A 17,793-nucleotide genomic window follows, 5' to 3' on the forward strand; every position below is an offset into this window, starting at 1 on the left:
TCATCTTCCAGCTCACGGGGGAAAACAGGGTTTTCCAAAGCAGAAGCAGGAATCAAGGACTTATCTCCGAATGAACTCATAGTCAGACTTGTAAAGGTTTTCCGTAGCCGATTTTCGAAAGACCGCCCGGAAATGATCTATTTTTTACACGATGCACTTCTACGCTGAGTGTAGTCCACACTCTTTTTTCGACTCTTCCCACCACCAGCGACCAGCCCGGGGGTGCTCTCCCGGCTCAATAGCCCGGGTACAGCAGGCACAGCCGATACTAATAAATCCTTTGCGGTGCAGCGGATTATCAGGAACGCGGTATTCCGCCAGATGAGCCAGTACCTGATCGTAGGTCCAGTGTATCAGCGGGTTGTATTTCAGGACCTGATTTCCGTTATCCCATTCCAGAACGGGCATATCAGCCCGGTTTTCGGATTGCTCCGCCCGTAAACCCGTAATCCAGATTTCAGCTCCGGTCAGGGCCCGTTTCAGGGGTTCAATTTTACGAATGAAGCAGCACTCTTTGCGATTTTCAACGGAGTAATAAAAACTGTTGAATCCTTTTTCCTGCAGGAGTGCTTCTACGCGTTGCGTGTTCGGGAAATACGTCTCCAGGGACTGGTTGTACTTGGCCCGTGTCGCATCCATCAGATCATAGGTCTCCTGAAATAAACGACCGGTATCCAGGGTAAAGACCCGTACGGGCAAGTGGTTTCGGAAGATAATGTCCGTAATGACCTGATCTTCCTGCCCTAATGAGGTTGAAAATACTACTTTTCCAGGAAATCGTTCGGTAAGTAAGGCGATAGCCTCAACGGGTTCCAGAATTTCCAGCTGGGGTCTTAACTCCTGTATTAATGCTTCGTTGTTCATACTCTTCACCGGGTTCTTCCGCCGCCGATCCTTCGTTTTTTGATACGATCGACAAAAATAGATAATGTCTATAAATTAGATAGAATGATTAACCGATTTTATCAAGCAAACTGTTCATTACGCTGCTGCCTTTTGGCGAAATTCCATGCTAACAAAAGCTATTCACGGATTACTCAATCATCATAAAACACTTATTTTCAGAAGATTAAATACAAATATATTTGTTTTAACCTTTCTTCTTTCCCGGATCTAAACAAAAAGTGACTCTATCTTTTTCTAAGCATCTTTTTCTTCTCTTAGCCGGATCTACTCTACGTATTGACCAAACAAAAGCCCCGCTCTAGTCAGAACGGGGCTTTCCTGCGTAAGGTATTGAGCAGATCAGCTACCTACAAATTTTTCGGCCTCACGGGCTTTCTCTTCTTCCTGCTGGGAGAGTTCTTTGAACTCTTCATCGTGATTACGTTTGTGCTCAAGATTTTCTTTCTCCTGGCTTACTTCATTTTCTGAATTCTTTTTTTCTACCTGCTCTAAAAACTTCTCTACGGTAGGTTCTGGATTTTGTGATTCTTGATTTTCCATAACATAGCTGTGTTTAGTAGGTAAGCATTATTAAAATTTGATACCGACTCCATTCGCTTCGTAACGCGTAGGTTTTCCCCAATATGGGACGGATCAGGCGATACAGTCAGTGGCATCACTTTTGCCCATCTTCAGGTATCTGTATGACTAATATACCTCATCTTATGGAAACGATCCAACCCACTCGCCCGGCTCCCGGAGAAAAATCATCTGACATTCATCGTGACACGCCTTCTGAGACGGCTCAGGAATTAGAACTTGAAAAGTCCATGGACGAAAACGAAGGTCCTTTAGGATTGGGTGACGAGTCGGCTTATCCGAAGGAAACCCGTCAGCAGGAAGACCGCTCGGTACAGAACGTTTTTCCAGGCTCAGCACCTGAAATTCCGCCGGTTTCACCGCCGACACCCGAAATTCAGCCGGATCTGCCTAATGTTCCCGGCACGTTCCCGGATTTACCGCATGCTCCTGAAGAAACGCCGGATGTCGTACCGGAAGCACCCGACGAAACGCCTCCAATGCCGGACATTCCCGAGCAGGCTCCTATCCGGCCCGATGAAATCGGAGAAGTAGAGAATATTCATTCTTCCGAAGAGGCCATGCCCGTACCTACGGCAATTTCGGAGGCAGACCAACAGAATCGCCTTCATCCAGCCTTATAAAAATCTGTCTTTCAACCAAATACGTAGTTATCCATTATTCAATTACACGATAGAAGTATGGCAACTGAAATGGAAAATCTTATTGATCAGCTGGACCTGCTGGTTAAAATCAATATTGATCGTACCAATGGCTATACGGTAGCCGCCAGAGATGTTGAAGATCCACAACTAAAAGTCTTGTTTGAGAAATTAGGGAAAGAAAGTGAAGACTTCGCAGAAGATTTAGGAGAAGTCTTGAAAAAGTACAAACAGACTCCGCCTGAAACGGGTACAACCGCTGCTCGTTTTCATCAATTCTGGATTGACATTAAAGAAAAATTACTCGGAAAAGATCGGGATGCCATTTTAAGTTCTTGTGAAGCGGGCGATGAAACAGCCCTTGCTACGTATACGGAAGCGTTAGCTCACGATAAGATCCAGACTTTGCCCGGTCTTCAGGTTTTGCTGGAAGGTCAACAAACGATTATTGCCCAGGATTTATTGCTCATTCAATCGTTACGCAAAGAGGAAAAAAACATTTCTCAGGCGTAATACATGGTTTTGGAATGGTATTAGTGATAGTCTAGGCATAACGCGGTATCCAACATCACCAGGCGTTGATCTTCGATTTGTTTTTTAAGACCCATGTTTAATCACTTTCAGAGTTTATTTTATCATTCCTGACCATGGAAAGAGCTGACAATCACCGCCTAGACTATTGGCTTAATGCCTTAATACACGCTCACGAAGGACGCGTTCGTGTATATCACACTTTAGTTACCCGCGTAAACTGTCTGTTGGTAAAGCCCTTTCTCATGCGAGGAATGACCAGCAGTAGCCTTTGCAAAACACAATTGGTCAATCAATTGTGGAATTATGGGGGAAGAATGTCCTATGATGTGGTATCTGCCCCACAGTGGAACGACGTTCTTGATCATGATAACTATGAACAAGATTTGCGTAAAAAGGTGGATGACAATCTGCTGATGCTCTATCGTAATGCATTACGCGAGGATCTACCCGAAAGTGTACGACAACTGCTCACCAGTCAGTGGAAATTACTAAAATCTTTCACTAATCGACTGGCTGAACTGGAACCAGAGCCGACCAATCATTATTTAATGCGAGCTTAGTTTAGTTCAATTTTATAGACGAAAAAAAAGAGGGAAGAACGTGCTGTTCTTCCYTCTTCTTTTTTCGTCTATAGTGCCGTGGATGTTGGAATGAATAAAGTCGTTCTGAAAAACCGTATTCGTTGCCAGGAAGGTTATAAAGTCAAGCAGTCCCAGTATGAGCCTATTGCGTACGTAACGTATCACTTTCCTGTACAAAAGCTGAATCTTTATCGGTTACTGCTCCAACGCCTTTTGTACCCGTGGGGCTATTGGTGAAGAGACCTCCAACAATGGCCCAGATAACACAGATAGCTACCATGGCACCAATGAATATGAACAGTTTACGCATATTCGGATTTTCGTTCTGCGGAGTATTAATCGGTTGCTGAGCCATAGGAATATTGGTTTGATTGAAGTATTTAGCGTTGCTAACTAATTTAAAATTGTTGTGCCTTTTCTTTTTGCAAGTTCAAGTACTTGCGGATCAGATTGTTATAAACGAAAGACCCGCTGAGCGGGTCTTTCGTTATTGCAAAAGTTGTAGACTATTTTTCCCGTCTTAAACTTCTCCGGGCGTCTTCGATTTTATCATCCAGATCATCCATGTATTTCGAAACATCGCGTTTAGCCTTTCTCCATTCGCGACCGGAAGACTGATTGATGCTATAGTATTTTTCGAACAGCTCGGCACGACTCTCCTGCAGATCATCCCGCATGGCTTCCCGGCGACGACGATCCCGGCGAGTTTCGCCCTTCTGTTTGTCGTCTAATGATTCGATCCGATTGTTTAACTCATTAATCTGATCGTCGAGTCGCTCGGCCAGTTCACGTTTTTCGCGTTCTTCCGATGAATCCTGGCGGTTGGAACGGCGGGAACTCCAGTCCCAGTCCTCATCTCGGTAACGGTCGTCCCGATCATCGTAGCGACGACTGTTTCGATCGTCATTGTATCGATCATCGTAACGGCGGCGATCCCGATCGTCCCGATCCCGGTCATCGCTGTAACGATCCCGGCGAGAACGATCTTCGTAGCGGCGATCCTCGTCCCGGTAACGATCTACATCGTCACGGTCACGGCGTTCGCTACGGAAGAAGTTGCGGTCCTCATCCCGACGCTCCCGATCGTCTCGACGGTCATCGTCTTTACGATCTTCTGATTTTTTATCTTCATCTTTCCGGTCATCATCCCGGCGGTCTTCGTATTTTTTTTCATCATCTCTCCGCTCCTCGTATCTTCTGTCGCTGTCCCTTCTTTCATCGCGTTTTTCGTCACGATACCGGTCCATATCTGACTCATCCCGACGAGCTTCTCTTTCCTCACGTTCTTCCTGACGACGATCTTTTTCTTTCTCTTCGCGTCGTTCCTGTTTATCCCGATTTTCACGGTAAGCGGTGCGGTTTGACTCTCCGCGTTTGAGGCTACTCGAAAAATTGTCCAGTCCTGCACATGAACTTAAAAACAGTCCGGTAGCTAAAGTTCCTAGTAAAATGATGTGACGTTTCATAGCCATTTTTTAATTAGTACACTAGCTGCAATGATGGGTAGTCGTTTGGGTAAGGCTAGTGTAGTAGTTGGTTGGATGTTAGAAATTATAACGCAAACCTGCGTTCAACTGAGGACTCAGATAGAAAAAGGCCGGCAGTAACTCCGCATATAGTCCTCCTTCTACGAAAAGAGAATACGGGCTTCGCTTCGAGAGAAATTCAACCCCACCTACCACCGTAGGTCCAATCCCAATACTGCGATCGTTTGCAGTGCTATTGATATCGGGGTAATACTTCCGTGAAGTCAACTGAGCCCCTACCCCTCCGTAAAGCGACATTCGTTCCTTGAATGCTGGAGCATACCAGAGGTAATTGGCGTTAATGGCAAACCCAACACCTTTGAGCCGACCTTTCCGGTAATCGCTCGTACCGCCGAACAAACCTCCATAGGTTCCTATGTTTACATCGAAGGCATTACGGTCACCATACTTCCGGATATTAAGACCCGTAGGCTGACCAATTTTCAGGCCTAGAGCCCAATCTTTAATTTGAGCGTGTACCAGCGTCGTACAGCTCACAAAGAATAGAGAAATAAGAATTTTTTTCATGGGTCGTTCATCTTTGACGGGTAAACAACTACTGAACTAAGTAGATTACCATTAATAAATGAAAATATGTTAGTCATTTACTAACAATTTTCATGCCGTTGTACTTTTCCTATGCTTATCTAAGAAATTCAGGTGCCTACTGAATTAATCAACGTTTTTGGGGAAATGCCTACCCACGCCTTGAATTGGTTTACCCCTTCTGTACCCGGCACAAAACTTTCTTTCATCCTCCGCAAAAACCCAAAACAGCTATGAAAACTGAAGAAGTGTTAGGAACTCTTTCGCCCACTACCCGGGAGCGTGCCTTACTGATTGCCAAACGTTTAATGCGTGGCGGTAGACGGAGTCCAGCCGAAGCTATCAAGATGGCCAGCGAACTGGCCCGGCGATGGGCCTGGCGTCAGGTACCCGCCCGACGTTTGTCAGAAACCTATTATAATTAGCTTTACTATTATCCTACTTACTACTTATGGCTTCCTATCAAAGACTCAAAGATTCCGTAGCAATGATCACCGGTTCCAGTTCTGGCATCGGAAAAGCAATCGCTATTGAAATGGCCCGTGAAGGTGCCTCGGTTGTAATCAATTACCATAAAACGTCCGAAGGTGCCGAGGATGCCTTAGCTCAGATTGAAGCCTTTGGTGGTAAAGGCATTATCGTGAAAGCGGATGTAAGCGTAGAAGAAGATGTCAGACAAATGTTTGATAAAACGCTGGAAGCCTTCGGAAAGCTGGATATTCTTGTGAACAACTCGGGTCGTCAGGTTGATGCTCCTTTTCTGGAAATGACTCTTGACCAGTGGGAAGCCGTCATCTCGACCAATTTGACCAGTCAGTTTATCTGCTCAAATCTGGCTGCCCGTCAGTTTGTGAAACAGGCCGAAGCGAATCCTTCCCAAGAGGCAAACGCTATTGGTAAAATCATTTGCATGAGTTCGGTTCATGATATGATCCCCTGGGCTGGACACGTCAACTACGCTGCTTCGAAAGGCGGTGTACTGATGTTCATGAAGTCTATCGCTCAGGAACTGGCTCCTTTGAAAATTCGGGTGAATGCCATCAGTCCGGGAGCCATTAAAACGCCGATTAATAAAGAAGTGTGGAGTGACCCCGAGAAGATGCCCGCTCTCATGGATCTGATTCCGTACAAACGCATCGGTAAGCCGGAAGACGTGGCTAAACTGGCCGTATGGCTTTCCTCAGACGAATCGGATTATATAACCGGAGAAGCGATCTATATCGACGGAGGTATGATGCTGTATCCAGAATTTGCAGACAATGGTTAATTCCTTTCATGAGACAAAAAAGAAGGGATGCCTCAAACGGACATCCCTTCTTTTTACTCTGGTTTGGATTAGATCAACTGTGAATCGTAAACGACTACTTTATTCCAGAGATGTTTGTTTTTGTCGATAAAGGCTTTGTGCTCGGGGTGTACCAGATAGGTCTGCTCATCTTTAGCGGAGGCGAAGACCAGCATAACCGAGAAACTGTAGGTACCATCCGTCACCGCCTTATCGAATTCCGTAACAACGGGCTTACCGATGTGAGCGTGTTTGATCACGGACAGCTTGCCCAGACTCTTCAGGGCATTCAGTAACTGATCGTGCTCAGCTTTATTTTTCGGATTTTTCAACCAGAAAAATACGTGGTGAACAAAGGTTAGTTTTTCATCGGCCTGGGGTACTGCACCGGCAGCCGCAACAACGGAGGCATTTTTCACAAATGATCGACGATCCATGGATTGAGGTTATGATAGAATTTGACTGAATTAAGCTATTAATCTAAATTACGATCCTGTTTCTTGATTTCGCTTCGTTGCATGGAAACGCGAACTTTCTTGATTCGTTTCTGATCAGCAGCGAGTACCCGAAACGTGAATACATCATGAATTACCTCTTCATTTACTTTGGGTAGACGTCCAAATAATTCCAATAACAATCCGCCTAACGATTCACTATCGCCGCGTACGTTCCCAAAGACGTCGATCCCCATGTTCATCACTTTGGTTACATCGTTGAGCGAGGTTTTTCCTTCAAACACGTACGTATTTTCATCAATTTTCGTGTACTGAATTTCTTCTTCATCGTACTCATCCCGAATATCACCTACAATTTCTTCAATGATATCTTCCAGCGTAATGAGTCCTTCGGTTTCACCGTATTCATTTACGACAATGGCCATATGGACGCGTTTCTCCTGGAAATCATGGAGCAAATCGTCAATCTTTTTGCTTTCGGGAATAAAATAGACGGGTCTTACATTGGCCTGCCATTCGTAATGTTCGTCTTTATCAATGTGCGGTAACAAATCCTTAATGTACAGAATGCCTTCAATCTTGTCGATCGACGTTCGATAGACCGGTACACGCGAGTAACCCGACTTATTGATTTTATCCATCAATTCGTGGAAATCCAGCTCTATATCGAAAGCAGTAATATCCATCCGGGACCGCATAATCTGTCGGGCCGAAATACTACTGAAGTTAACGATTCCCCGAAGAATCTCTTTTTGCTCCAAAGACGTATCCTTTCCCGTTGTGATTTCCAGGGCGTGGCTGAGTTCTTCGGCAGTAATGGTATAGCCTTTCCGTTGTACCCGTTTTTCGATAATATTGGAAATACCCATCAACGGTACCGAGATCGGTCGAAAGAGAAACTGAGCCGCTTCAATCACCGGAGCTGTAATCTTCAGAAAACGAATCGGATTCTGATTGGCCCAAACCTTAGGTATCAATTCACCGAAAAATACAATCAGAAAGGTTACCCCAACGGTTTGAATCACTACGCCGACCCAGGCCGCAACTCCTTCGCCCAGGGCTTCCTTGGTAGCAATGGAGGTCAAGGTGACCAGCGTAATGTCGAGTAAGTTCTTGAAGATAAGAAGCGTTGCCAGTAACAACTGCGGATGATCGAGCAATTTGGCAATCCGGCGTTCGGCGGCGTTGTCGCTATCCCGAATCTCGTTACGGGCGTCGAGTGAGAGAGAAAAAAAGCCTACTTCTGAACCGGCAGCTAAAGCCGAGGCGGCTAGTAATAACAACAGCATAAGGCCGTTGCTGATGTAGAATCCGGCACCTACCGCGTTGGCGAGAGGTGCCCAAATAGGGAATGGGTCTAAAATATCGCCCAGGGTCAGGGCGGATTCAGTGAGCAAATGTGGCTCCAAGTCAGGAAGCGTTTGGTGAAACGTAAGCCAAGGTAACAAAAAATTGAATCCGTTAACCCCGACCGATTTGCAAAACAATCAGGATTAACGGATATGTACTAATTATCGCAAGCAGATTTAATGCCTAGAAAGGTAAATCGTCTTCGTCGCTGCCACTGTTGAAAGCAGGAGCCACCGGCGTAGTTGGCCGGGGAGCTGCGGGAGTCGCTGTCGCCGCAGGAGCTGGCATACTGCTCGTCGAAGCTGGCGTAAAACCACCCTCTTCAGTACGTCCACCGCTACCCATCAGGTTAAGTTCCATTACCCGTAAACGTAAAGCTGAACGGGTGTTGCCCTCTTTATCGGTGAACTCTTCCATCCGTAAACGGCCCTCCAAATACACCTGATCTCCTTTTTTCAAGTATTGGGAAGCGATGTCGCTCAGGCGTTCCCAGGCTTCTGCCCGGAACCAGGTCGTCTGTTCTACTTTTTCGCCCGTACGGGTTGTGTATGATTCAGTAGTAGCCACACTAAATTCCGTTACTTTAGCTCCGCTGGGAAGCGTCCGCGTCTCGGGATCACGCCCAAGATTACCGATTAAAATTACTTTATTGAACGTCCGTGCCATGTTAAAATAGTCAGTAGGATTGAATGTGAAATTACGAAATTTCCCGGGTAAATCAAAGCGAAATTTTCGGGTACTGCCCTACCGATCAATCAGTTATTTTACTCATCCACTGATCAATAAATTTAAGTACTAATACCGATTTAGGTAATTGATCAATTGCCTCCGGCGTGTACCAATGCAGCGGTTCAGGTAAGGCTAGCGGTCGGGTTATTTTCAAATGCCAAAAACGCGTTTCGATACGTTGATGCGAGAGTATGTGCGTATAGACGGGCGACTCATTCAGCAGTACTAACTCCGGTAGTAAGGGTTTCAGACTAGCGTGTTGACTAAGCGTTTCCCAATCCAGCAGTTGTTCATCTTCGATCAGCAGAAAATCAAACATATTCGTCCAGACGTCTTTTCCAGTACGCTCACGCATGGCCAGCCGACCCTGTTCGTCTTCCAATACTATGTAGTGAAAGAAACGGTCGCGTACTTTCGCCTTCTTCGCTTTGACGGGAAGTTGACTCTGTCGTCCTGTGAGATTCGCTTCGCATACCTGATTAAACGTACAGAACATACACTGGGGTGATACGGGTACGCACTGGGTCGCACCGAAATCCATGATGGCGTGATTAAACAAGTCCGGATGCTCAGCTGAAATCAGGGAATTCGCCAGTTGGGTAAACTGGGCTTTGGCAGCGTGACTGGCAATGTCCGTTTCGATCCCGAATATACGCGAGAGCACCCGGTAGACGTTCCCATCCAGTACCGCCACTTTTTCGCGGAAGGCGAAGGAGGCAATGGCTGCTGCCGTATAGGGGCCAATTCCTTTGAGTTTCAGTAGCTCCTGGTACGTAGTGGGGAAAACGCCGCCGTAGTCTTCCACAACGATTTTAGCCGTGCCATGCAGATTTCGGGCTCTGGAGTAATAGCCCAGTCCCTGCCAAAGCCGTAATACCTCCCGCTCGTCGGCATTCGCCAGGCCGGTAATGGTTGGAAACGTTTCGATGAAGCGGTAGTAATAAGGCATTCCCTGCACAACCCGCGTTTGCTGGAGGATGATTTCCGAAAGCCAGATGTGATAGGAATTGGTGGTATGTCGCCAGGGTAAATCCCGGCCATAACGTTCGTACCAAGCCAGTAGTTTGGGAGCAAAAAAATCGTTGGTCATTTCAGGGTGTAAAGCAGATGAAACTAAAAGAATCAAGCCACTTTATACGGGCCGACAGACTGGCAGAAGTGAGGTAAAAGTGACAAAAACGAGGAAAAACACAGCCCTCTACGTACTTAGTTTTCGTCACGAAAAGAGGTATAATTCGCTAAATACGAGTCGATTACAAAAAAAATATTGACCAGATTTCTGAATAATTGTTTTGCAAATGAATTCAAACCCGTACTTTTGTGCCTCTAAAATTTTGAGCCTTAGGCACTTTCTCAATTAAAAATCATTATAAACCTTTTAAAGTTTACCCAAGTGACCAAAGCAGACGTGATCGCAAAAATCGCCGAAAAGACCGGCATTGACAAAGCTGATGTAGCTCAGAGCCTGGAGACATTCTTCGGCGTGGTGAAAGAAGCTCTCGTGGATGGCGAACCGGTATACGTTCGCGGTTTCGGCAGCTTCGTGAATAAGAAGCGGGCGAAGAAAGTAGCACGGAACATCTCTAAAAACACGACGATGGAAATTCCTGAGCACTACATTCCTAGCTTTAAACCCGCTAAAGAATTTACGGAATCAGTAAAAACTTCTGAAAAAGCTAGCCAGGCTGTTTAAGCCCCTGGTGTAGCACCGGATATGCAGGGTAGGAAGAAGGCTAACAGTTCTGCTATACTTTCTTTCTGCCCTCCTGTCCAGATTTTTTAAGTACCCAATGAATTGATTTGCTTTGGTAAGTGTTGAATTTGTGACTTTCTCTATCTGCTGAATCGTATTCGCTAATCGTTAGTCTCAAATTTTTAAAATCATTGCTCCCGTGAAGAAATCATTTATTACCCTTATCGTTGTTGCTGTTGCTTCGATTGGCGGGCTGTATAGTCTGCCGAAAGTAGCCGTGAAGGATGATAAACGAGCCACGGAGAAGAAAGTACCAACGCAGTCAGAAGCGTCCAAACCCTCAGCTCCGGCCGCTGAAACCCATCTGCCCCCCGTCCCGGCTGAACAACGTAAAGCCATCGACGGAGCCCGTCAGATTTTCGAAAGTACCAACCACTCCACGAGCGAACGCATTAGGGCCGGCGAGCAATTGGCGGAACTCTTTACTCAAGTGAGCCGGTTTGACAGTGCAGCTTATTTCGCCGGAGAAATCGCTGGACTACAACCGACGGTCGAACGCTACTTGAAAGCGGGCGATCGGTATTACGAAGCCTTTACGTTTGCCCTTGATTCAGATAAAGCGGCAACGCTAGGTCAGCAAACGCGGGATTGGTACCAGAAAGCCCTGGACCAGAATCCGAACCTGCTGCAGGCAAAAGCCAACCTGGCCATGACTTACGTATCCACGGCGAACCCCATGCAGGGGATTGGCATGCTACGTGAGCTTCTGGAACAGGATCCGGACTTTGAACCTGCCCTGTTCAACCTGGGCATTCTTTCCATGCGTTCCAACCAGTACGAGAAAGCGGTTGGACGTTTCGAACGAATCCTGCGGACTCACCCCAACAGCACCCGCACGATGTTTTATCTGGGCATCTGCTACGCTGAAACGGGCCAAAAAGAAAAAGCCAAACCTCTGCTGGAAGAGGTTCGGAAAAAAGAAACTGACCCGTCCATTCAGGCGGGTGTCCGGGAATACCTGGAGCAGTTAAAGTAATTTTTTTAACTCGGTTGCTGGTTTCCGGGTGATCAAATGATTCCTGCGAACTGACAACTTTAAACTCATTTTCAATTATGCCTTGCGGAAAAAAACGTAAACGCCACAAAATCGCTACTCACAAACGTAAAAAGCGGCTGAGAAAGAACAGACACAAGAAGAAATAACATCGAGTGGAAAGTGAAAGGTGAAAAGTGTAGTTTTTTCACTTTTCACTTTTTGACTTTTCATTTTTCACTCCTTGGGCTGGCCCGATTGGGTTACAGCCTTTTTGTGTATTCACCCAATTCTGTTCGAACCGAGTAAATGAATAAGAAAAGTTAAGTCAGCATCGCTTTCGTGTCGCTGGAAGCGTTTCTTATGGGTTTACTCTAAACCCTCTGAGCATCACCTGTGAGCAATGAATTAGTTATCAATTCGACTCCCAAAGGTGATAGAATCGCTCTTTTGCAGGACAAAAGAATCGTTGAATATCACTTTGAAGAGTCAGAAGAGCACTTCTCTGTGGGCGATATCTACCTGGGAACGGTCAAAAAACTGGTCACCGGGCTCAATGCCGCTTTCATAGATATTGGGTACGAGAAAGATGCCTTTCTTCATTACCTGGACCTGGGGCATAACATCAATTCACTCAACAAGTACACGAAAGATGTAATTGCCAAACGGGTGAGTGATGGCATGCTGAATGGGTTCGAGATGGAGCCTGAAATAGACAAGCATGGAAAGATTGACAAAGTCTTAACCAAAAATGCCCCTATTTTAGTCCAGGTCGTAAAGGAGCCTATTTCAACCAAAGGCCCCCGACTTTCCTGCGACATTTCCATTGCAGGCCGTTTTCTGGTACTGGTTCCTTTTGGACATTCGATTAATATTTCCAAAAAGATCACCAGCAAGCAGGAACGTCAACGCCTTCATCGGCTTGTACAGGGCATTAAGCCGCCCAACTTTGGAGTAATCATCCGTACAGTCGCTGAAGGAAAAGAATCGGAGGAAATTGAACTCGACCTGCGAAGCCTGCTGGCCAAGTGGGATGCGGGGATGAAAGCCCTCCGGGACGCCAAGCCCCGTGATAAAATCATCGGTGAGATGAGCCGGGCTACGTCCATTATGCGGGACATGCTGAATGATAACTTCGACAGCATTACGCTCGACCATAAGGAAATGTACGAAGAGGTTCGATCGTATGTTACCCAGATTGCTCCCGAGAAGCAGAATATTGTTAAATTCCATCAAGGGAAAAACAAGGTATTCGAACATTTCGGCATTGAAAAGCAGCTCAAAATGCTTTTCGGACGTTCGGTAAGTTTACCGGGCGGTGGCTATCTGATCATTGAACATACGGAAGCCTTACACGTCATTGACGTAAACTCTGGTAATAAATCCAATCAGGAAGAAAGCCAGGAAGATACGGCGGTCAATGTAAACATTGAAGCAGCCAAAGAAATTGCCCGTCAGTTGCGGCTTCGGGATATGGGTGGAATCATTGTCATCGATTTTATTGACATGAAAAAGCCCGAGAATAAGAAGCAGATTTATGACGTGATGCGGGAGGAAATGAAGCTCGATCGTTCGAAATTCACCATTCTGCCCCTCACTAAATTTGGTCTTATGCAGATTACCCGGCAACGGGTACGGCCCGAACTCAACATTCAGACTCAGGAAGTTTGTCCACCTGCGGTGGAACGGGAAAGATTACGGCGAGTATTGCAGTCTCAGACATTGTTGAACAAAATCTGGATTACATACTCAGTAAGCAGAATGAAAAAGGATTACGGATCATGCTCCACCCCTACCTTTATTCATACTTTATGAGCGGTTTTCCGTCTCGCCGAATGAAGTGGTGGCTGAAGTACCGAATCTGGGTAAACCTGGTACAGGACAGCTCACTAGGTGTTACCGAATTCCATTTTTACAATAAGTCCGGCGAGCCGATTGAGGTACACGGATAAATGTATAAGAACGAAAAGGCCGGAATCACTTGATTCGTCTTTCGTTCTTATACGTAATTGCGAATCAGATCTTTCAAATGCTCTGGATTTCGGCTGCGTTTTAATTCCTCCTGCAATTGCTGAATCGTAGCCTTCAGGCGTTTAATTTCCTGAGCAAACTTGGCATCCATCTGCCGGGGTTCTGCTACAAAGCGGGCCTGAAAATCACTTTTCCGTACTTCGTTCAGTTGACTTTGTAACTGATCAGCCTGCTTTTTCAGAGCCTGATTGTACGCGGCCATTTCCTGAAAATCGTCCGTCTGACTAGCCTCGGGTTGTTCACTCTGCAGTTTCAGCAAAGCAAACCAGTTACCCTGCTGATAGGCTTCCGTAAGCTCTTGCATCAGTCGGGTTTTATGCTCCCGTTGTACTTCGTCACGCTCGCGATCCGGGTGCAGGCGTTTCACCAGATTCATGTATAATTTACGCAACGGGATGAGTTCAGTCGGTACGACTTCGGGTAGCTGTACGGCCTTTTTTTGCTTTCGTTTTTCCTTTTTCTCCGCTCGTTTCTGTCGTTTCTCCTCCTGCCGGGCCTGCTGTTTCGCCATCTGTTCGGCTACATACGCTCTTAATTCCTGCTCGTTCTTGAGGCGGACGCCTTCAAAACTAATGCCGTATTGCTGAGAAAACAGCTCTTTCAGTTCCTCAAGTCGGTCCTTCTCGGCTTTCGTTTCCTGGCCCGTATGCTCATTGTAGATGGCCCGCAGGTCTTCCCGTCCAAACCGTCGGATCAGTACCGATGATTCCTGGATGATAAATTCCCGTAAAGCCCCTTTCTCCGCTTTTTTGAAGGCCTTGGAATGATAGGCATCATTGAAAAGATGTACCCGGCGGACGTGAGCGTCTACTACGGCTTCTTCCAGCGGTAGAATTTCCTGCTTCACCCGTTCGCGGGCCATTGCCTCCCAGCTTTCGTAATTCTGAAGGTCCTGCCGTAGCTGCTCGATTCGTTGCAGGTACTTCTGAAACGTTTCCTGCACGTCGGATAGCGTCGCTTTTCCAGGGGTCGGTATTAACTTTTCCACGCGTGAATCTGATTAAACTGCAAAGTACGGGAAGAGTTTAGTTCAAAAGAATAGGGCCTACCGAGTGTCTTTTAAAAATCGTAGCCCAATAAGTAGGCCTTTCACGATCGTACAGGATCCTGCTTCACCTTGATAGAATCGTTCGTTTTTATGATAGGATTGAAGACGTACCAAGTAAAGGTTATCCTTTTCCTTTGAAGCAGGATTAGTCATTGCCTTTACCCGTATTCTTTCATCTATCTAAACACGTTTTCTATGTTACCCCTTACTATGAAAGCGGCGGTTGTCCGTGAATTCGGAAAACCCCTATCCATTGAAGAAATGCCGGTTCGCCGACCCGGTCGTAACGAAATCTTAGTTAAAGTAATCGCTAGTGGCGTTTGTCATACTGATTTGCACGCCGCAGGTGGCGACTGGCCGGTGAAACCCAAGCTACCGCTCATTCCTGGACATGAAGGCGTCGGGTATGTCGTAGCCTTAGGGCCGGATGTGACCAACGTTAAAGAAGGTGATGCCGTTGGCGTACCCTGGCTCTATAGTACCTGTGGTTGCTGTGAGCATTGTATTACTGGCTGGGAAACGCTTTGCGAGAGTCAGCAAAACGGCGGCTATAGTGTAGACGGTGGCTACGCCGAGTACGTCATTGCCGATGCCCGATACGTAGGAAAGCTCCCCTCGAACGTCAACTTTATTGAGATGGCTCCCATTCTTTGTGCCGGCGTAACCGTGTACAAAGGGTTGAAAGAAACTGAAACCAAACCCGGTGAGTGGGTGGCCATCTCGGGAATTGGCGGCCTGGGCCACGTAGCCGTACAATATGCGAAAGCCATGGGTATGCACGTTGCGGCTATTGATGTAGCGGACGATAAATTAGAGTTAGCGAAACGACTGGGAGCCGACTTGGTAGTCAATGCAAAAACGCAGAATCCGGGCGAATACTTGCAAAAGGAAGCAGGAGGTATGCACGGTGTACTGGTCACAGCGGTTTCACCCATTGCCTTCCGGCAAGGCATCGCAGCCCTTCGCAGAAAAGGAACCATTGCGTTGAACGGTTTACCTCCCGGAAGCTTTGATTTACCCATTTTCGAAACCGTTTTGAAACGTATCACCGTTCGCGGTTCTATCGTCGGTACGCGTAAAGATCTCCAGGAAGCAATCGAGTTTGCCGTCGAAGGGAAAGTACGGGCGACCGTGCATACGACTCCTTTGGAATCCATTAATGACGTGTTCGATCAAATGAAAAAAGGAGCGATCGAAGGCCGTATGGTGATGGAAATCGCTTCGGCCTGAGTCTAGGTTTATCAGCGTACGCTTCCTACCAGGGAGCTAAACTTTTTCGTAAGGTTTAGCTCCTTTTTTGTTACAGCAGGTTGAAGCACACTCGCTTCAAACCCTTCAGTCTCAGGATTCACCATTCATCCCAAAACTAACCCGATTTGAACTATCTCCGGTGGTACGCTTGTTTCAATCCTCAGAACTTGGTTTTAACGCTTCCCTCATGAATAGAAGTCTCACTTTAATCATAACCCTTGCCGTCCTCCTGGTGGTAGACTGGTACGGTTTCCAGGCGGTGAAGGCCGCTACCCAACAGGCTTCACCGGGCTGGCAACGCTTTGCCCGATTACTGTACTGGAGTTTTCCCGTGGTTGCCTTACTTATGTTTGCCCTCTCCGCTACGCTGGGTAGCGATTTCTGGGGACGTTTTAAATTTGTACGTGGGTTTTTGTTTAGTTACATTCTGATTGGTTACCTGGGCAAGATCTTCATGGTACCCTTTCTGTTGCTTGACGATCTCAGTCGGGCCTTCCGTTGGGTCATTTCCCATTTTAACTCCTCGTCTACGGTCGATACCCCCATTGTGGCGAACGCTCCCGATGTGGCTGTACCAGCTCCAACGGCCCAACTGCGTGATCCGGATACGATTTCCCGTTCAGAATTTCTGGCAAAATCCGCTCTGGTCGCTTCCGCGGTTCCGGCCATCGCTTTTACGTATGGCATTGTATCCGGAGCCCACGATTACCGCATCCGCCGCGTACCGCTGGTACTGAAAAACCTACCCAAGCAATTTGATGGCTTACGGATCGCCCAGATTTCGGATATCCACTCAGGTAGTTTCTTTAATAAAACGGCGGTGAAGGGCGGTATTGAAATGCTACTTCGCGAAAAACCCGATATGGTCTTCTTTACTGGTGATTTAGTGAACGATCGGGCCATCGAGGTAAAAGACTACAAAGATGTATTCGATAAAGTAAAAGCTCCCCTCGGCGTTTTCTCAACCCTGGGTAACCACGATTACGGTGACTACGCAGCCTGGAATAGTCCCCAGGAAAAACGCCAGAACCTGCTGGATCTCGAACGGGTACACCGCGAAATGGGGTACGATCTGTTGCTGGATGAACACCGTTTTCTGGAAATGGGTGGTGAAAAACTGGCCATCATCGGGATTCAGAACTGGGGTACAGGCGGCTTTGCTCAATACGGAAATCTGAAAAAGGCGGCCGCCGGAACGGAAGAAGCTCCGGTGAAATTACTGCTCTCTCACGATCCGAGTCACTGGGATGCCCAGGTTCGTCCGCTGTTCCCGGATATTGATGTACAGTTTGCCGGCCATACGCACGGAATGCAGTTTGGTGTCGAAACCAAGTACTTCCGCTGGAGCCCGGTTCAGTACCGCTACAAACAGTGGGCGGGTCTCTACGAACAAGGCGATCAGAAATTATACGTAAATCGGGGCTATGGCTATATTGGCTACCCCGGACGCGTAGGGATGCCCCCGGAGATTACGATTTTTGAATTGAAGAAAGGATAGAAAACGGAGTTCCTCGTTGTTCGTTCTTTGAATCTTCCATTCCTCCTTAACAGGATCTCAAAAAGCCACGTAGAAAATTTTCTGCGTGGCTTTAACTTTTTATCGGT

The 17,793-nt window shown here is 46.8% G+C and carries 19 protein-coding genes and 1 pseudogene; 10 read left to right on the plus strand and 10 right to left on the minus strand.

Going from position 1 to position 17,793, the window contains the following annotated elements; all coding sequences use genetic code 11:
* Window positions 1-159: 159 nt before the first annotated feature.
* Window positions 160-864 (minus strand): phosphoadenylyl-sulfate reductase, encoded by a 705-nt coding sequence (locus tag BWI97_RS12545; RefSeq protein WP_094810595.1) that lies wholly within the window; start codon window positions 862-864, stop codon window positions 160-162.
* Between the two features lie 381 nt (window positions 865-1,245).
* The gene (locus BWI97_RS12550) at window positions 1,246-1,446 is read right to left on the minus strand and encodes a hypothetical protein (RefSeq protein WP_094810597.1); all 201 of its coding nucleotides are present in this window, start codon (window positions 1,444-1,446) and stop codon (window positions 1,246-1,248) included.
* Window positions 1,447-1,610: 164 nt separating this feature from the next.
* Here BWI97_RS12550 and BWI97_RS12555 point away from each other — a divergent pair, with 164 nt between their 5' ends.
* From BWI97_RS12555 to BWI97_RS12565, 3 genes are all read left to right on the plus strand, one after another.
* Complete coding sequence (locus tag BWI97_RS12555; protein ID WP_094810599.1) at window positions 1,611-2,108, plus strand: hypothetical protein; 498 nt, start codon at window positions 1,611-1,613, stop codon at window positions 2,106-2,108.
* Between the two features lie 69 nt (window positions 2,109-2,177).
* Window positions 2,178-2,639 (plus strand): PA2169 family four-helix-bundle protein, encoded by a 462-nt coding sequence (locus BWI97_RS12560; RefSeq protein WP_158242747.1) that lies wholly within the window; start codon window positions 2,178-2,180, stop codon window positions 2,637-2,639.
* A gap of 263 nt (window positions 2,640-2,902) precedes the next feature.
* Window positions 2,903-3,220 (plus strand): hypothetical protein, encoded by a 318-nt coding sequence (locus BWI97_RS12565; protein ID WP_141217411.1) that lies wholly within the window; start codon window positions 2,903-2,905, stop codon window positions 3,218-3,220.
* 163 nt (window positions 3,221-3,383) lie between these two features.
* On the opposite strand, the gene BWI97_RS12570 is transcribed toward BWI97_RS12565, so the two are convergent.
* From BWI97_RS12570 to BWI97_RS12580, 3 genes are all read right to left on the minus strand, one after another.
* Window positions 3,384-3,596 (minus strand): hypothetical protein, encoded by a 213-nt coding sequence (locus BWI97_RS12570; protein ID WP_094810605.1) that lies wholly within the window; start codon window positions 3,594-3,596, stop codon window positions 3,384-3,386.
* Between the two features lie 151 nt (window positions 3,597-3,747).
* Window positions 3,748-4,707: a hypothetical protein gene (locus BWI97_RS12575; RefSeq protein ID WP_146010927.1), complete on the minus strand. Its 960-nt coding sequence runs from the start codon at window positions 4,705-4,707 to the stop codon at window positions 3,748-3,750.
* 78 nt (window positions 4,708-4,785) lie between these two features.
* A complete protein-coding gene (locus BWI97_RS12580) occupies window positions 4,786-5,295 on the minus strand; it encodes a hypothetical protein (RefSeq protein ID WP_094810609.1) in 510 nt (169 codons plus the stop codon).
* A 251-nt stretch (window positions 5,296-5,546) separates the two neighbouring features.
* Here BWI97_RS12580 and BWI97_RS12585 point away from each other — a divergent pair, with 251 nt between their 5' ends.
* Together BWI97_RS12585 and BWI97_RS12590 are read left to right on the plus strand one after the other, a co-directional pair.
* Complete coding sequence (locus BWI97_RS12585) at window positions 5,547-5,738, plus strand: hypothetical protein (RefSeq protein ID WP_094810611.1); 192 nt, start codon at window positions 5,547-5,549, stop codon at window positions 5,736-5,738.
* A 26-nt stretch (window positions 5,739-5,764) separates the two neighbouring features.
* Entirely contained in the window at window positions 5,765-6,580 is an 816-nt protein-coding gene (locus BWI97_RS12590) for a glucose 1-dehydrogenase (protein ID WP_102201237.1), read from the plus strand.
* A gap of 68 nt (window positions 6,581-6,648) precedes the next feature.
* On the opposite strand, the gene BWI97_RS12595 is transcribed toward BWI97_RS12590, so the two are convergent.
* From BWI97_RS12595 to mutY, 4 genes are all read right to left on the minus strand, one after another.
* A complete protein-coding gene (locus tag BWI97_RS12595; protein ID WP_094810615.1) occupies window positions 6,649-7,035 on the minus strand; it encodes a Dabb family protein in 387 nt (128 codons plus the stop codon).
* Window positions 7,036-7,073: 38 nt separating this feature from the next.
* Window positions 7,074-8,462 (minus strand): gliding motility-associated protein GldE, encoded by a 1,389-nt coding sequence (gene gldE, locus BWI97_RS12600; protein WP_233207828.1) that lies wholly within the window; start codon window positions 8,460-8,462, stop codon window positions 7,074-7,076.
* A 124-nt stretch (window positions 8,463-8,586) separates the two neighbouring features.
* Complete coding sequence (locus BWI97_RS12605; RefSeq protein ID WP_102201238.1) at window positions 8,587-9,069, minus strand: single-stranded DNA-binding protein; 483 nt, start codon at window positions 9,067-9,069, stop codon at window positions 8,587-8,589.
* An 85-nt stretch (window positions 9,070-9,154) separates the two neighbouring features.
* Window positions 9,155-10,222, minus strand: coding sequence for an A/G-specific adenine glycosylase (gene mutY / locus BWI97_RS12610; RefSeq protein WP_102201239.1), 1,068 nt, complete (start codon window positions 10,220-10,222; stop codon window positions 9,155-9,157).
* A 279-nt stretch (window positions 10,223-10,501) separates the two neighbouring features.
* On the opposite strand from mutY, the gene BWI97_RS12615 reads away from it, so the two are divergent.
* The 3 genes and pseudogenes from BWI97_RS12615 (at window position 10,502) to BWI97_RS12625 (ending at window position 13,810) form a co-directional block, all read left to right on the plus strand.
* Window positions 10,502-10,825 carry an HU family DNA-binding protein gene (locus BWI97_RS12615; protein ID WP_255157790.1) on the plus strand — a complete coding sequence of 108 codons (324 nt, stop codon included), beginning with the start codon at window positions 10,502-10,504 and terminating at the stop codon, window positions 10,823-10,825.
* A 199-nt stretch (window positions 10,826-11,024) separates the two neighbouring features.
* Window positions 11,025-11,861, plus strand: a complete 837-nt coding sequence (locus BWI97_RS12620) for a lipopolysaccharide assembly protein LapB (protein ID WP_102201240.1) — start codon at window positions 11,025-11,027, stop codon at window positions 11,859-11,861.
* 393 nt (window positions 11,862-12,254) lie between these two features.
* Window positions 12,255-13,810 (plus strand): annotated as a pseudogene (locus tag BWI97_RS12625) (ribonuclease E/G).
* Between the two features lie 47 nt (window positions 13,811-13,857).
* Here BWI97_RS12625 and BWI97_RS12630 read toward each other — a convergent pair.
* Complete coding sequence (locus BWI97_RS12630) at window positions 13,858-14,877, minus strand: J domain-containing protein (protein WP_146010928.1); 1,020 nt, start codon at window positions 14,875-14,877, stop codon at window positions 13,858-13,860.
* A gap of 255 nt (window positions 14,878-15,132) precedes the next feature.
* Between BWI97_RS12630 and adhP the strand changes: the two genes are divergently transcribed.
* A complete protein-coding gene (gene adhP / locus BWI97_RS12635) occupies window positions 15,133-16,167 on the plus strand; it encodes an alcohol dehydrogenase AdhP (protein WP_094810625.1) in 1,035 nt (344 codons plus the stop codon).
* 208 nt (window positions 16,168-16,375) lie between these two features.
* Complete coding sequence (locus tag BWI97_RS12640; protein ID WP_102201323.1) at window positions 16,376-17,686, plus strand: metallophosphoesterase; 1,311 nt, start codon at window positions 16,376-16,378, stop codon at window positions 17,684-17,686.
* Window positions 17,687-17,793: the final 107 nt, after the last annotated feature.

The sequence above is a fragment of the Siphonobacter sp. BAB-5405 genome (assembly GCF_002872335.1).
Lineage (GTDB): Bacteria > Bacteroidota > Bacteroidia > Cytophagales > Spirosomataceae > Siphonobacter.